This window comes from Novipirellula caenicola (assembly GCF_039545035.1).
Classification (GTDB): domain Bacteria; phylum Planctomycetota; class Planctomycetia; order Pirellulales; family Pirellulaceae; genus Novipirellula; species Novipirellula caenicola.
On record NZ_BAABRO010000003.1, the window covers coordinates 364,199 to 378,571 of the forward strand.

The 14,373-nt window shown below is 55.4% G+C and carries 11 protein-coding genes; 4 read left to right on the forward strand and 7 right to left on the reverse strand.

Annotated elements, in window-relative coordinates; all coding sequences use genetic code 11:
- Window positions 1-33: 33 nt before the first annotated feature.
- A complete protein-coding gene (locus ABEA92_RS08735; RefSeq protein ID WP_345683435.1) occupies window positions 34-1,248 on the forward strand; it encodes an argininosuccinate synthase in 1,215 nt (404 codons plus the stop codon).
- A 270-nt stretch (window positions 1,249-1,518) separates the two neighbouring features.
- Here the strand turns inward: ABEA92_RS08735 and ABEA92_RS08740 are convergent, their stop codons facing one another.
- Window positions 1,519-2,424: a DUF1559 family PulG-like putative transporter gene (locus tag ABEA92_RS08740; RefSeq protein WP_345683436.1), complete on the reverse strand. Its 906-nt coding sequence runs from the start codon at window positions 2,422-2,424 to the stop codon at window positions 1,519-1,521.
- Between the two features lie 98 nt (window positions 2,425-2,522).
- On the opposite strand from ABEA92_RS08740, the gene dtd reads away from it, so the two are divergent.
- Complete coding sequence (gene dtd / locus ABEA92_RS08745; protein ID WP_345683437.1) at window positions 2,523-2,969, forward strand: D-aminoacyl-tRNA deacylase; 447 nt, start codon at window positions 2,523-2,525, stop codon at window positions 2,967-2,969.
- A gap of 22 nt (window positions 2,970-2,991) precedes the next feature.
- Here the strand turns inward: dtd and ABEA92_RS08750 are convergent, their stop codons facing one another.
- Complete coding sequence (locus tag ABEA92_RS08750; protein WP_345683438.1) at window positions 2,992-3,720, reverse strand: metal-dependent hydrolase; 729 nt, start codon at window positions 3,718-3,720, stop codon at window positions 2,992-2,994.
- Between the two features lie 422 nt (window positions 3,721-4,142).
- Between ABEA92_RS08750 and ABEA92_RS08755 the strand changes: the two genes are divergently transcribed.
- Window positions 4,143-4,859 (forward strand): CvpA family protein, encoded by a 717-nt coding sequence (locus ABEA92_RS08755; RefSeq protein WP_345683439.1) that lies wholly within the window; start codon window positions 4,143-4,145, stop codon window positions 4,857-4,859.
- Between the two features lie 986 nt (window positions 4,860-5,845).
- Here ABEA92_RS08755 and ABEA92_RS08760 read toward each other — a convergent pair.
- From ABEA92_RS08760 to ABEA92_RS08780, 5 genes are all read right to left on the reverse strand, one after another.
- Window positions 5,846-6,817 carry an acetyl-CoA carboxylase carboxyltransferase subunit alpha gene (locus ABEA92_RS08760; RefSeq protein ID WP_345683440.1) on the reverse strand — a complete coding sequence of 324 codons (972 nt, stop codon included), beginning with the start codon at window positions 6,815-6,817 and terminating at the stop codon, window positions 5,846-5,848.
- 86 nt (window positions 6,818-6,903) lie between these two features.
- The gene (locus ABEA92_RS08765) at window positions 6,904-7,845 is read right to left on the reverse strand and encodes a serine/threonine-protein kinase (protein WP_345683441.1); all 942 of its coding nucleotides are present in this window, start codon (window positions 7,843-7,845) and stop codon (window positions 6,904-6,906) included.
- Between the two features lie 408 nt (window positions 7,846-8,253).
- Window positions 8,254-9,420, reverse strand: coding sequence for a glycosyltransferase family 4 protein (locus ABEA92_RS08770; protein ID WP_345683442.1), 1,167 nt, complete (start codon window positions 9,418-9,420; stop codon window positions 8,254-8,256).
- A gap of 38 nt (window positions 9,421-9,458) precedes the next feature.
- A complete protein-coding gene (locus ABEA92_RS08775; protein WP_345683443.1) occupies window positions 9,459-11,198 on the reverse strand; it encodes an alpha/beta fold hydrolase in 1,740 nt (579 codons plus the stop codon).
- Window positions 11,199-11,310: 112 nt separating this feature from the next.
- Window positions 11,311-11,931 (reverse strand): RNA polymerase sigma factor, encoded by a 621-nt coding sequence (locus ABEA92_RS08780; RefSeq protein ID WP_345683444.1) that lies wholly within the window; start codon window positions 11,929-11,931, stop codon window positions 11,311-11,313.
- Window positions 11,932-12,056: 125 nt separating this feature from the next.
- On the opposite strand from ABEA92_RS08780, the gene ABEA92_RS08785 reads away from it, so the two are divergent.
- Window positions 12,057-14,273, forward strand: coding sequence for a serine/threonine protein kinase (locus ABEA92_RS08785; RefSeq protein ID WP_345683445.1), 2,217 nt, complete (start codon window positions 12,057-12,059; stop codon window positions 14,271-14,273).
- Window positions 14,274-14,373: the final 100 nt, after the last annotated feature.

Consider the following 14,373-nt stretch of genomic DNA (forward strand, 5'->3'; position numbering starts at 1 on the left):
TCGGTTCTTGCATTCTCGGTGGATAACATCCTAATGAAAAGCTGCGTACTTGCTTACTCGGGCGGTTTAGATACTTCGGTCATTCTCGGTTGGCTTCAAGACCAAGGTTATGAGGTGCACGCGGTCTACGTCGACCTCGGCCAACCTTGTGAAGATCGTGAAGCGACGCTGCAAAAAGCCCGCGATTGCGGCGCCAAGTCGTCACGGATCGTCGATGTTCGCGAAGAGTTGTGCCGCGATTTCGCCTTCCCCGTGCTCGGTTGGCAAGCCAAATACGAAGGCATCTATCTGCTCGGCACCTCCATCGCGCGTCCTTTGATCAGCAAGGTTTGTATCGATGTGGCTCACGAGGTCGGTGCCACCGCCTACGCGCACGGAGCGACCGGCAAGGGCAACGACCAATGCCGTTTCCAATTGGCCGCCGACGCGATCGACCCGAGCATCAAGATGATCGCTCCTTGGCGAATCAAAGAATTCCGCGAAGCGTTCCCAGGACGCACCGAGTTGATCGCCTACTGCAACGAAAAGAACATCCCGGTCAAAGCATCGACCGCCAAACCGTACAGCAGTGACGAAAACGTGCTGCACATCAGCTACGAAGCGGGCAAGCTCGAAGAGTTGGATGTCAACGGCGTCGAAATCGTGGATTTCGGGATGGGTGTCAGCCCACAAGAGGCGCCGGACAAAGCCGAATCGGTCACGATCGGATTCGAATCGGGAGTACCAACCAAGTTGAACGGAAAATCGGTCAGTGCGTTGGAAATGGTCGAAGGTCTAAACGAGATCGCCGGCCGCAACGGGGTGGGCCGCATCGACATGGTCGAAAATCGTTTCGTCGGCATGAAGAGCCGCGGTGTGTACGAATCGCCTGGCATGACCGTATTGTACGACGCTCACATGTACATCGAGCAATTGGCAATGGACCGTGACCTGATGCACTTGCGTGATCGCTTGGCACCCGAAGTTGCCGAAATGGTTTATTACGGATTCTGGTACACGCCAAAGATGGACGCGTTGATGGCGTTCATGCGTGAATCGCAGAAAACCGTGACCGGTGAAGTGACGCTGAAACTGTACAAAGGCAACATCATCGTTGATTCGCGTCAAAGTCCAAACAGTTTGTACGACGAAGACATCGCCACAATGGAAGGCGGCGGAACGTACGACCAGGACGATGCCGAAGGCTTCTTGCGTATCCAAGGTTTGCCAAGTCGAGTGCAAGCAGCAGTAACGCCTCGCAAGTTCTAGTCGCAGTCGCGATTTGCTCTGTAGCGAAAGTCGTCAAGACTTTCGTATGCAACCCGTAGCGGACGAGGCAACGAGTCCCGCGCAAACCGTAGTGGACGAGGCAACGAGTCCCGCGCACAAACCGTAGTGGACGAGGCAACGAGTCCCGCACACAAGACGGCCACGAGTCTCACGCTAAAGGCGGCAATACCGGGACTCGTTGCCTCGTCCACTGCAGAGTGACGTTATCGAATCGTCGATGGCTTTTGTTTGCTGGTTGCGGCACCGCGGTTAATCCAGCGTATCATCCGCGAGAGGTTCACCACCACGCGGCGTCACCAAGGCTCGTAGCGTCGAGACAGGCGTGGCGTCATCAAGAAAGTGACCTCGCTCGTCCACGGTGACGATGGCCGCACCGGTGTCAAGCTGACCACCGATGTTGTTTGACGACCCGCCGATGCCTTGCAGTGTCGCAAAGTCGACATCGACTGGTTCGGTCCACACACCGCTGGTGACTGGCGGCGAAGCTTCGACGACAAGGATGGTTTTCAGCGGATCGTCGACCACTTGGTTCGGACCCAGCGGGCCGCTACTTGGAAACAACGTGCGGTCACCTGTTACAAGGTAGTACCCGCTCTCGTTAAATCCGCCGCGTGCTTGGCTCTGTGGGTGTCGGTAGACGGCCGGCATCTGAGAGAAAGCGACGGTGATGTTTTCCTGCGAGTCCCATGCCGCGTTGCGGTCGATGAGGTTGTACAGTTCGTCTTCGCCTAGGTAGGGCAGGATCAGCACACGCCACGATTGCAGCGGTTTGCCTGAGGCATCGGTGGTAAACGGTGGCGGGTAGCTGCCGTGGTCGGCGGCGTACGCATTCATCGCAGCGGCAATCTTTTCGAGGTTGCGTATCGACGCGGCTCGGTCGCGGTTGGTTTGCAACATGCCAACCGTTTGTCGGCCTTGATAGATCGCGGCAACCCCAATCGCAAGGAACAAAATCAGCACTACAACAGCCGCGACGATCGACGCAAATTGTTTCGGTATCGATGGCGACTTTGCGTGGGGCGAAGTCGCTTCGGTGGCAAAATCGGGTAGTTGAATCTCGCCACCACAGGTGACGCACTCTCCCCGTTGGCCGCTATATCGATCTTCGACTTGCGTTTTGGTTTGACAATGAGGGCAGGTAAACAGATAAGGCATGGCACAACGATTCGATGGCGTTTAACGGATTAGCCGTGGCAGCTATTCTATGCGGAAATCTCGCCCAATAACACTCGATGGTTTCAAAAGGAAATCGGATGCGAATCGTGATTCAGCGCGTAACGTCGGCCAAGGTGGAAGTGCAGGGCAGGGCGGTCGGTCAAATTGACCGGGGCGTGTTGGCGTTGGTCGGCGTCGGGCACGGCGACACCGAAGCCGAAGCCAAATGGTTGGCCGAAAAAACGTCGCAGCTGAGGATCTTTCCGGATGACGAGGGGAAAATGAATCGCTCGCTGTTGGATATCGGAGGATCGGTGTTAGCCGTCAGCCAATTCACGTTGTTGGGCGATTGTCGCAAAGGACGGCGGCCTGCGTTCACCGACGCGGCAGCTCCGGAAATTGCAAATCAAATCTACCAGTCATACAACAAATCGCTACGGGCAACCGGACTGCGAGTCGAAGAGGGGATCTTTGCCGCCGACATGCAGGTCAGCTTGGTCAACGATGGTCCCGTCACGCTGATCCTCGATCGAACGAGTTCGTAAGATCGAGTGGTTGCGAGATTCGTTATCTCCAAGGCAGCCATTTGTCCCACTGGATCAATTCCGGTGCGGGCTTGGCGATATAGCTATTGTCCAATCGTGATCGTTGCCGGATACGGTCGACCACGCCATGGTCGCCCCAGGCGAGATAGATCAACAAAAACAATTTGGCGTACACGCTGATATTGGCGAGCTGGCTTTGGCCAAAAAACTTCAACGCGGTGCCAAACGATTTTTTTAGTCGGAACCGCCCTCCCCCAAAATCAATGCTCCAAATCTCGTCAAGAATTAAATGAACGAGAAATCCGACGACCACCGCGACGCTTTTGTAGACGCGGATCGATTCACTTGGACACGGCATCACCAAGTACGCTAACAAACCCGCTGTGGCTGCGGCCGGAATGCTGTGCCACATCCCGCGATGGACGGTGTAGCGTTTAAAGAATTCGACTGCGACGAATCGGATCGCGATGTAGATCAACATCGCCGCTAACGCCATCGCCTCGTGTGATAGTTCCAGGTCGCGAAATCGTTCGATCATCAACATCGGCACGACGGCCGCTGCAAACATGCTGGTTTCGCGAAGCGGGATTCCCGAATCGCTATCCAAGTCTGGCAGCATACCGCTGACCGAGCACAACCCGCCTGCCAAAATCCCGCTCTCCAGCGACATCGATTGAGACGTCACGCCCCAATAACCGTAGGCGATGCCCACGATCGTGCTGCCGGTGATGTGCGTTTTGAAATCGGCCACGACAGGAAGGGCAGGGGAGTGGTGAAAAAAATTCAGGGGCTGTCGAAATCAATCTTGTCACGCTTTGCAAGCAACAACACCCATTGGTAGCAATTCGGTGAACCGAGCTGCTTTACGATCGCGCGCGACGAGTACAGATTTCCTTGGCCTCCTACATAGGATTTTTCCTAGGGGGCTGCCAAGCCCGAATCAATTGATCTTCGCTTGGCAAACGCACTTGGCTACAATCCGCGCCAACACGGAAACTCGGGGCGGCTGCATGCTGGAAGCGATGAGCCGGTTGCTATCAAACGAGTTTTCTGGCAACGGGCTTGGCGGCACTGCTTGCGAGACGGCTAAAAAAATATTCGCAACCGCCCTTCCCGCTTTGGACTCGCATGTGTCTTGCTCGCATGCCCCCTTACTCGCACGAAAGCGTTCTGGTGGAAATTTACGACATCGTGATGTTGGTGGTGTTGGTTGGCGCGTTGATCTTTGGCGCGATCAAAGGGTTCGCCTGGCAGCTCGCGTCGATCGCATCGATCGTGGTCAGCTACATGGTGGCTTACCATTTTCGCGAACCCTTCAGCCAATCGATCCACGCCGAACCGCCATGGAACCGATTCTTGGCAATGTTGATCCTGTACGTCGGCACATCGCTGGTCGTTTGGGTCGCATTTCGGATGGTCAGCGGCACGATCGATCGATTCAAACTTCGCGAATTCGATCGTCAAATCGGAGCGATGTTTGGGCTGGCCAAGGGCGCGTTGTACTGCATCTTGATCACGCTGTTTGCCGTCACGCTTTTTGGCGAAAATGTTCGCGAGAAAATTGTCGGCAGCAAGAGCGGCAACTACATCGCCAGCGTGCTGGCACGCAGCGAATCGGTCATCCCGCCAGAGATTCAGCAGATCGTCCAACCGTACCTGGACCGCTTCGAAAAACGCTTCAATGCGGATGACGCCCAGGACACGCCCGCAGGCTTTTTGGAAGGCGTGGCAGGGGATGCGGCGAATGGCATTTTGCCCGAATCGCTGTGGGATGACGGATCGGGAAACTCGACCGGACGATCGCCGTTGCCAGTCGATCCGCGGGGTTGGAATTCAGGCCCATCGGTGCCTCAGCAAGCCCAGCGTCCCTGGGAAGGATTTCAGCGGTAGGTTCATCGGACTCGTAGCGAAACTCGTCAAGAGTTTCGATGGGATTTAGGCATGCCGATGACCGCCTGGAAGCGTGTCCGCATGGACGACGAAAGTCTTGACGACTTCCGCTACGGCCTGTCGCTCGTAGCGAAACTCGTCAAGAGTTTCGATGGGATTTAGGCATGCCGATGACTGCCTGGAAGCGTGTCCCGCATGGACGACGAAAGTCTTGACGACTTCCGCTACGGCCAGTCACTCGTAGCGAAACTCGTCAAGAGTTTCGATGGGATATAGGCATGCCGATGACTGCCTGGAAGCGTGTCCCGCATGGACGACGAAAGTCTTGACGACTTCCGCTACGGCCAGTCGCTCGTAGCGAAACTCGTCAAGAGTTTCGATGAGATCTAGCCATGCTGAATTAAGAAGGGGATGCTGATGACAGGCTAGAAGCCTATCCCACACGAAATGCCTGAAATACGGGGTTTTACGCACCTTTAATACAACATAAGGGGCATTATCGGACGTTGCGGGGCGGTCAATTTCGCCCGTAAATTCGGGCCTCTCCCGCTTTTCGCTCTGGCGGACTCGACGCTTGATCCGCCTTCCCGACGATGGCTCGACGTGATCATTCGTCATCGATCCGTCGCTCGCAAACGCTTCCGCGTCGCCACCGTTCGCGCTGCCGATCCATGATCAAAACGAAGGCGGCGATGGCTTCCGCCGCGGTCGTGATTGCGACGCTCTACCTGCTCGTTTCTGGTCGCATTGCCCTCCGCTTTCGCCGCGGAACATTTGCCCGTGGATCCACTCGGCAAAGGCCTCGCTCGATGCTTCGCAGGCTCTCTGGATCGCGCGACTTGGTGTCCCCGATGTCTAACCGACGGAGGCCTGATTTGGCCTTAGCAGATGGCGACGCATCCGCTGATGCGTCGCCCATCGAGCGAAAGAAAATGGCCCGATTTTGAAGTTTGGCGAGAATCGAAACTCGGTTCTCTTTTGTTCACCTATGCGGATTCGGCTTCTTCCAAGAAGACACCGATCCGGCGGAACTTTTCATACCGTTGGTTGACCAGTTCTTCGGTCGACATGGACTCTAGATCCGACAGCGTTCGCGACAGATAACTCTTCAATCGCGACGCCATTTGGTGATGGTCACGATGGGCGCCGCCGAGTGGTTCTTCGAGCACATCATCGACCACGCCAAGTCGCTTCAAATTGTCGCTGGTGAACCGCAACGCTGCGGCGGCTTTGGGTGCATGTTCGTGACTCTTCCACAAGATGCCCGCACAGCCTTCGGGGCTGATCACGCTGTAGTACGAATGTTGCAGCATCGCGATCCGGTCGCCCACGCCGATACCGAGGGCGCCGCCCGATCCGCCTTCGCCAATCACGACACAGATCACGGGCGTCTTCAAGCGGCTCATCATGAACATGCTTTCGGCGATCACTTGCGCTTGACCACGTTCTTCGGCACCGATCCCCGGGTACGCACCGGGCGTGTCGATGAAACAGATCAGCGGCATGCGATACTTTTCAGCCAATCGCATTTTGACCATCGCTTTGCGATAGCCTTCGGGATGGGCACAACCGAAATGGCACGCCGCGCGTTCTTTGAACGTGCGGCCTTTTTGATGACCGAGAACCAACACTTTGAAACGATCGAGTTTGGCGAAACCCGACAACATCGCGCGGTCATCACCAAAGTGTTTGTCGCCATGCAGTTCGACAAACTCATCAAACGCAAGGTTCAAATAGTCACGGGTGTAGGGTCGGTTTTTATGACGAGCCACTTGCACGGTTTGCCACGAGTCCAGCGACCCGTAGACATCGCGTAGTAGATCAACAAGTTTGCGACGCAAGTCGCGAATCTCTTTTTCGATTTCGTCGGTGCGATTGGTTTGACGTTCAAGCGACGCAATCTTGCTTTCGAGATCCGCGATCTCGTATTCAAATTCTAATCCAGGTCCAGCGCTCATTCTTTTCTCGTGATAAGTAAGGTGCGGCTTCGAAGACAATCGAAAATCGGAAGCATCGCACGCGTATTGTGTTTAGAAGGCGAAGTTTAGATCTCGTCGTCTTCGCCGTTTCCGGATGGTTTTTTGATCATGTCTTCGGCACCGCGGATTCCCGTCTGAGTGTCGAACACGCTGACGTCGGGTTTGCGAGGACGCTTGTTCCACAATTCCATCGCACGGAATTGCTTCAAGAATTCCCACATCGATGGCGGCCGATTGTCGGGCTTCTTCGCCATCATCTGCTTGATCACATCGGCGAATTCCTTGGACACGTTGTTGTTGTACGCAATCGGGCTCGGGATCGATGCCGTCAAGTGCTTGTTCAGCAAATCGTTTGGCGTGTCGCCTGTGTATGGCGGTTTGCCCGTGACCAATTCAAACAACACGCAGCCAAAGCTGTAGATGTCCGATCGCTCGTCACACACTTTGCAGCGGATCTGCTCGGGTGACATGTAGCTTCGAGTGCCCTTGGCGTATTTCGAACTGTGGAACAGTTTACTGAATCCGGTCTTCTTTTTCTCGGCGATCGTAAAGTCGATCAACTTCGTTTCACCATCGCGGCTGACCAAGTAATTGTCCGGCTTGATATCCAAGTGGATCCAATTCTTGGTGTGCATGTAATACAAGCCCTCGGCGGCTTGGCCGACAATCTTGTCCAGCATGTAGGCCAGCGACTCGGGGCCCTGCCGCAGTGCTTGCTTCATATTCAATTCGCTGAAGAGCTGCAGCACCAAAAAAGGGACTCCGGATTCAATGCGAAAGTCGATGACTTTGATGATGCGAGGGCTGTTCAAATCCGACGCCACGGTGAACTCGTGTTTCAATAACGCGATCTCTGCCTTGTCCTCTCGCGCCGATGGCTTGAGCAGTTTCAACGCGTATCGCTCTTCGGAGTTTTCGTCGATGGCTTCCCAGACATCACAGGTACTTCCAGAGCGAATCAGACGGGCCAATCGATAGGGGCCCAGAAAATCACGGGTCTTGGTCATCAGCACAAATCAGGGGCGAATCGTAATTTGGTTGGCATAGAACAGTGACTCTATGATAGTTCAATCGGTCCCTGGCCCGATAGGTCGGGATCGCGGCGGGGGCGACCTGCCAACACTTCGGCGGGTGACTGCCAGATGTCATCCATTTTGGCACTAAATTGGGGTTTTCGGGTAGCGGAGCGTCGCGGGGCCTCGCCCGGTCAAAATCGAGCGTTTTATCACGCGGGAACCGGACGAGGCCCGGCGCCGCTAGCAAAACCAATGGCATCATGTCATCGCCCTCGGAATCGCTACCGAGCCAGCGAAGCAGACCCAGAAAACGCCTCGAAATTCGGAAACGCCTGGAAATTCGGAAACGTCTCGAAATTCGGAAACGCCACGAAATGGCGGTGAAATCGCGGGAATTCGTTACTTTCGCGGTCGCGACAGCAGTTGTTCGTACAGTTCACGGATCCGCCGCGTCATCGTTTGATGGCGGAACTGCTCCGTAAATCGCCGCTGCCCTGCCCTCCCCATTTGCTGACGCAACTCACGGTCACTGCTCAATCGGAGGATCGATTCAGCGAGTTGATCAATGTCACCGGGAGGAACCAAATAGCCTGTCTCACCCGAGATCGCGACCTCGCGAGCCCCGTCGACGTCGTAGCTGATTACGGGGCGGCCGGCGATCAAGGCTTGCGGCAGTGCCCGGGCTAACCCTTCGCGATACGAGGTGTGGACCAACGCGTCCATCGCTCCGATCAACGAGGGGACCTCGTCCGGGGGAACCAGTCCCGAGAAAATGAAGTGCTCGCTCAATCCCAGCGACTCGATTCGGCGAGTCAGACTGTCTCGCAGAATGCCATCGCCCACCAGCAAAAAACGGACTTGCGGAACTTGCTTGACGACCGTGGCCGCTGCCGAGATCAGATCGTCATGGCCTTTCAAATGAAACAGCCGAGCAATTTTTCCGATCACGATCGCATCCTCGGTCAATCCGAATTGATTGCGAATACGTTGGCGATGTTCATCAGCCCGTCGAAACGGCTCGACATCCATTCCGCTATAGATCGTCGTGAATTTTTCACGCGGGGCAACGTCGGCATCGACCATCAAATCGGTCATCGCGTCAGCGACACAAACCATATGGTGACATCGTCTGGCCGCCCATCGCTCGCACGTGCGGTACAGTGTCCGCGTCAACATCGGCTGATATTCGTGAAACGGAGCTCCATGCACACTGTGGACGATCGCCGGAACCTGCTCGTCCCAAGCGACCGCACGTCCCAAGATTCCTCCCTTAGCACTATGTGTATGCACAACGTCGGGCTTGAATTTTCGGATTGCCTCGCGAAGCTCGGCGCGTCCCCTGAGATCGTGAACCGGATGGATCGCTCGACGCAAATGGTCGAGCTTGCAAATTGGCAACTCCCCTGCCCTACCCTGGCTTAGCAAGTCTCCTTCGGGTCCGACTTCTTTTCCGGTGATCAACAGCACGTCGTCACCGAAATCGTGCATCAGGTCCAAACAATTCAGCAGCGTGTTCTCTTGAGCACCACCAATGATCATTCGAGTAATGACATGAGCAACACGCACGAATTGTTTCCTAGCCAGCGGGACGGTTGAAGGACGATTTAGTTGAGGTGTTTTTTTAGAAACCCATCAATATCGGTTACTACCGTATCCATCCAATCGTTTTGGTTCCAGTGACCATGTTTCGCGCCGTCATGGATGCGAAGCTCGAAAGGGACACCCAAACTCTTCAATTTTTCACGAGCGGGTTCGTTGCGAGCTGGGTTGTCGAGGCTGCCTGTGATGAACAAGGTTGGTGGCATGTCCTTGTCGATCGCTTCATACGCATCGGCCAACTTGTACATTTCCGGGGCGTCGTCGATCGTCGCGCCGATCCAGTGCACCGCAAACGCATTGTCTTTGACGTCATGGGAACGGTCCGCCACGCTGCCCGATGCGGTTTGCAGCGGGCCCGCCATCACGACGACCGCTTGCAGACGTGATTGATCACTGCTGCTTAGTCCGTCGTGATGCAATTTGGCATTCGTGTTGCCCGCCGCCATCAACCCAGCGAGATGACCGCCCGCGGAACCACCCACTGCCGCGATGCGGTTGGGATCGATGTTCCAATCCGCCGCGTGTTGCCGGATGAATGCCGTGGCGGCATTCGCGTCACGGATTGCGGCAGGAAATTTTGCTTCATAGCCAAGCCGATACTCGATCGCCGCGACGACGTAGCCCTTTTGGGCGAGCCGTTTGGCCAGCGATTGAAACTTGGTCTTGTCGCCTTTGAGCCATCCGCCACCGTGAACCAGTACGACCCCAGGCAGACGTTTGCCTTCGGCGGACGACGGACGAAAGACATCCATCAGCAGTTTACGGCCATCGATATTGGCATAAACAACATTGCGATCGATCGACAATTCCCCTGCCCTGTCCTGATCCGATTGACCATGCGTGTTGGTTTCCGGTGCGGGCTGCGGCAGCACACCGTACTGGTTGATTGTTTTGTAGTACATGCCGCCAAACGTACTGATGAAAAGGGTCCGTCCGTCGCTGCCCGCGATGATGGCGTTGATCGGACGCTCAGGGGTTGGGATGGTTTCAATCAAGTTGCCGCTGGGCGCGAATACGCTGACGGCGTTTGCACCGGTGCAATACACGTTGCCCGCCCGGTCGATGCACATCCCGTCGCCTCGGAATCCCTCGTCCGTCTCTTTTAGCTGAGCGAACGGTTTGGCAGCCATGAACTTTTGGGTTTCATCGATTTGAATTTGGTAGAGTGCCCCCGACTTGTGCGAGGACACGTATAGCGTCGATTCATCGGGTGACAACATAATCCCATTGGGGGTGTCCAACTTGGTCGCAACGATCAGCACCTTGCCATCCGCATCGATGCGGCGAACGATGCCTTCGCCGGTGAACGTGGCATAGACGTTGCCACGTGAATCGACCACCAAGTCATTGGGCCGTTGGTTCTTTTCGAATTGGGCCAGTGTTTCGGTTTTGCCACCCGTGCCTAGGATTGCAATCCGACTATTGGCGTTGTCGCTCAAGTACAACTTGCCGAGTTGATAACACGTTCCGGAGATACCAAGCGGTTCTTTCAAGACGTTTTCGGAAACCACTTTCAACGTTGCCAAATTGATTTTGACTAAGCGTTTCGCTTTGACATCGGGCGCATAAAGCAAATTTCGGCCATCCCAAGCGGCGCCATCGACAAGTTGGAAATCGGCATCCAACCGCTTGAGTTTCTTTTCGTTTGACGTCGGGGATTCAGCGGTGGTGTTTGTGGGGTGGATCGCCATCGTGGCGATGGCGACCCATACGGCGAGGCAGCGTGTCAGAAGGTGGGCGGGCATCGAAAGCAAATTCCTTGGTGGCAGGGTTGAGTGGGGAGTGATTTTTGAAGCTCACTTAGTTTACTCACTCTTTCAATTGCAATGTGCCCTGCCCTGCCCCGCTCTGCGAAAGTCATTCGCTCGGTTTGACGTCCTGAAGCTGCGTTTCGAGTAGCCGCATGCTTCGCGACAGCAGCACGCGGATGGCCACATCGGTTTTGCCTAGCTTGGCGGCGATTTCTTTGGTCGGTAACCCTTCGACGTATCGCATGCGGATCGACTGCTTCTGCTCGTCGGACAGTTGTTCGATTGCCTCTTGCATGCGAACCATACGAATGTCACGGCTCAGTGCCGCACTGGGCGACGTCATGCTGGCGACCAGCATCTGTTCGAGTCCCAACGCCGCGGTGCCACCTGAATTTGCTGCGTGAATCGATCGTTGGCGACCCGCGTCTCGACGTTTCGCGCCAAAATGAAAGCGGTGGGCATCGACAACCCGGCGGCGAGCGATCTGCTGCAGCCATTGCATGGGCTCGTACTGGTCAAAGGGAGCCGAATCGAGACTCGACAGCGCCGCGGTAGAGACCTCCTGGATCAAATCATCCAGTTCGACCACGGCCAACAAATGTTCTCCGGTGATCGATTTAAGAAAGCCGGCAAGTTGGCCTCGGTTCAGGTCAATGTACCTCGCCAACGCCTCGGCATCGTGCTGTTTGATCCGTTGCAGAAGTTCGGGGTGATCGAATTTATCCATCTTCAAACCTATCGGTGAGGTAGCTTGATTCTTCCAATCAACATACAGTAGCGACGTCGTTTGACGAAATGTGGAGTGTGTTTCAGACTTAATTTCGTGGAGAAAGTTGTGCTAGAGATCCTGCCATGAAAAATCAGGTCCACTCCAGCGATCGCCAAGACGATATGGACGCCGTGATCCAGGCGTGTCTTGAAAAGCTTGTTCAGCGTGATTCGGTCCAGCAACCTGCGGAATTGCGGAACCTGTTGCCCGACGCGGATTCCGAATTACGGCATTTCGTGTTGGTCGAACTGATCAAATTGGATATGGCCATCGCAGCCGACGCGGGGACGCTGCACGGCATCGAGTATTATGTCGATGCGATGCCCGACCTGCTCTCGATGGAAACGGTTCCGCTGGATTTGTTAATGGAAGAAATCCAGCTGCGAAAGGATTTTGGCGAGACGCCATCGCATGATGAATACCTGCGACGGTTCCCTCAGCACGAAGCGCTGCTGGATCAAATGTTGACGCGGATCGAGGCAACGCGTTCGGTCGAAAAATGTGGTCGTCCCGCCGAAATTCCGGTCGGCCGTCAAGTCGATGATTTTTTGATTCTTGCCAAGCTTGGCCAAGGGGCAATCGCACAGGTCTATTTGGCTCGCCAAATTTCGATGCACCGCTTGGTGGCACTCAAGGTTTCGCACGGCAGCGGTGATGAGTCGCAGGCGCTTGCTCAGTTTGATCATCCCAATATTGTTCGCGTCTTTGATCAGCGAACCGTTTCCGAACAATCACTACATCTGTTGTACATGCAGTATCATCCCGGCGGTACCTTGGCCGATGTCGTGCAGTTAGTGCGGCAGTCGGACCGCTCGGAACGATGCAGTCGTTTGCTGCTCGATTCGGTAGACCAAAACTTACTTCGCGCCGCGCAGGTGGTGCCTGATCGATCGGCGGTGCGAAAATGGATCGAAACCGCGCCCTGGCCGACGGTGGTTGCATGGATGGGAATGCAGCTAGCCAAGGCGCTTGACGAAGCTCATGCATGCGGTGTTCTGCATCGTGATGTGAAACCCGCGAATGTGTTGTTGTCGGCCGAGTGCATTCCCCAACTCGCCGATTTCAATGTCAGCTTTGCGGGAGCCGCGGGCCGCGCCGGCGCGGCGGCCTCGTTCGGCGGTTCGATCGCCTACATGGCACCCGAACATTTGCGTGCGATTAGTTCGAAGCTGCTCGATGAACCTGAGAAAGTCCAAGAGCCTGCGGATTTGTATTCACTCGCGGTCACACTGTGGGAGCTGTGGCAAGGCGAACGGCCGTTTGTCTGTGATCCCATTGCGGGGTCTTGGAGCGAGGCGGTGACGAATCAGTTGGCGGCGCGCGGGCAACCGCTGAAAGAACCGCTGCGTTCGCAGACCGCGTCGGAACGTGTGCTTGAAAAGGTACTTCGCAAGGCGTTGTCGTTGGATCCCAAGGATCGTTTTGTCGATGGTGCCGAGATGGCGGGCCGGCTGCGATTGTCGCTGCACCCGGAAACCGCGACGCTGTTCGATCCTCCTGAGAAATCTTTGGCGATGACGCTCTCGAAATGGTCACCTTGGATCGTCACCAGTGTGATTTTGTTATTGCCGAACATGATCAGCGGCTGTTTAAATTATCAGTACAACTATCATCATGTGATGGAAACGCCCGAGACCAAAGAAGGACTGCGAATCGTTTCATGGGTGGTCAATTTGACGTTCTTTCCTTTTGCCGCGGTCATCGCGATTTGGTACACGCGGCGGATTGTACGCGCCGTCGATTCGGTTCGTCGAGGTGTTCGCGTGGATCCATCGGACCTTAGTGAGACGTTGGAACTCGGGCACCGCGCGGCATTGATCGGTGGATCGTTGTGGTTGATCGCCGGCGTGGTGTTTCCGCTTGTACTCTCGAAGATCTTTTCCAGTTTTAGCATCACGCAAGCGGTCCATCTTTTCATGTCATCACTGATCTGTGGCGGCGTGGCGATGATCTATCCGTACTTTGGTATGGCGCTAGTGGCCACGCTAGTGTTTTATCCCCGTTGTTTGAGCGGGACGATGCAAGACCCGCAATTCGATCAACGCGCGGACCAGATTCTGTATCGTAGCGAATGGTATTTTTTGATCGCGGCGATCATTCCGCTGCTCGGAGTGGCCCTGCTGGTTACCACCGAAGGTGCATCGCAGTTGTTCACGTTGACGGCGCTGGCAGCAGGGGTCATTGGGTTGTTCGCTTCGTTTTTTGCTTATCGGTTTATCGTCAACACTTGGAAGCAGATGGATGCGGTACTGTCCAGGCGAACGTCAATGGTTCCCGGCGAGTTGACCGCCGCGTCATGATATTCGGCCTTTTTTCAAAACGGCGTGCGGGACGATTGCATCTTCGATTCCCCCCAAAGAACACTCGATGCAATCGTCCGCACGATTTGGACTCGGACAG

Coding starts and splice junctions, on each gene's coding strand:
- ABEA92_RS08735 (WP_345683435.1), top strand. CDS start 34: ATGAAAAGCTGCGTACTTGCTTACTCGGGCGGTTTAGATACTTCGGTC.
- ABEA92_RS08740 (WP_345683436.1), bottom strand. CDS start 2,424: ATGCCTTATCTGTTTACCTGCCCTCATTGTCAAACCAAAACGCAAGTC.
- dtd (WP_345683437.1), top strand. CDS start 2,523: ATGCGAATCGTGATTCAGCGCGTAACGTCGGCCAAGGTGGAAGTGCAG.
- ABEA92_RS08760 (WP_345683440.1), bottom strand. CDS start 6,817: ATGAGCGCTGGACCTGGATTAGAATTTGAATACGAGATCGCGGATCTC.
- ABEA92_RS08765 (WP_345683441.1), bottom strand. CDS start 7,845: ATGACCAAGACCCGTGATTTTCTGGGCCCCTATCGATTGGCCCGTCTG.
- ABEA92_RS08775 (WP_345683443.1), bottom strand. CDS start 11,198: ATGCCCGCCCACCTTCTGACACGCTGCCTCGCCGTATGGGTCGCCATC.
- ABEA92_RS08780 (WP_345683444.1), bottom strand. CDS start 11,931: ATGGATAAATTCGATCACCCCGAACTTCTGCAACGGATCAAACAGCAC.
- ABEA92_RS08785 (WP_345683445.1), top strand. CDS start 12,057: ATGAAAAATCAGGTCCACTCCAGCGATCGCCAAGACGATATGGACGCC.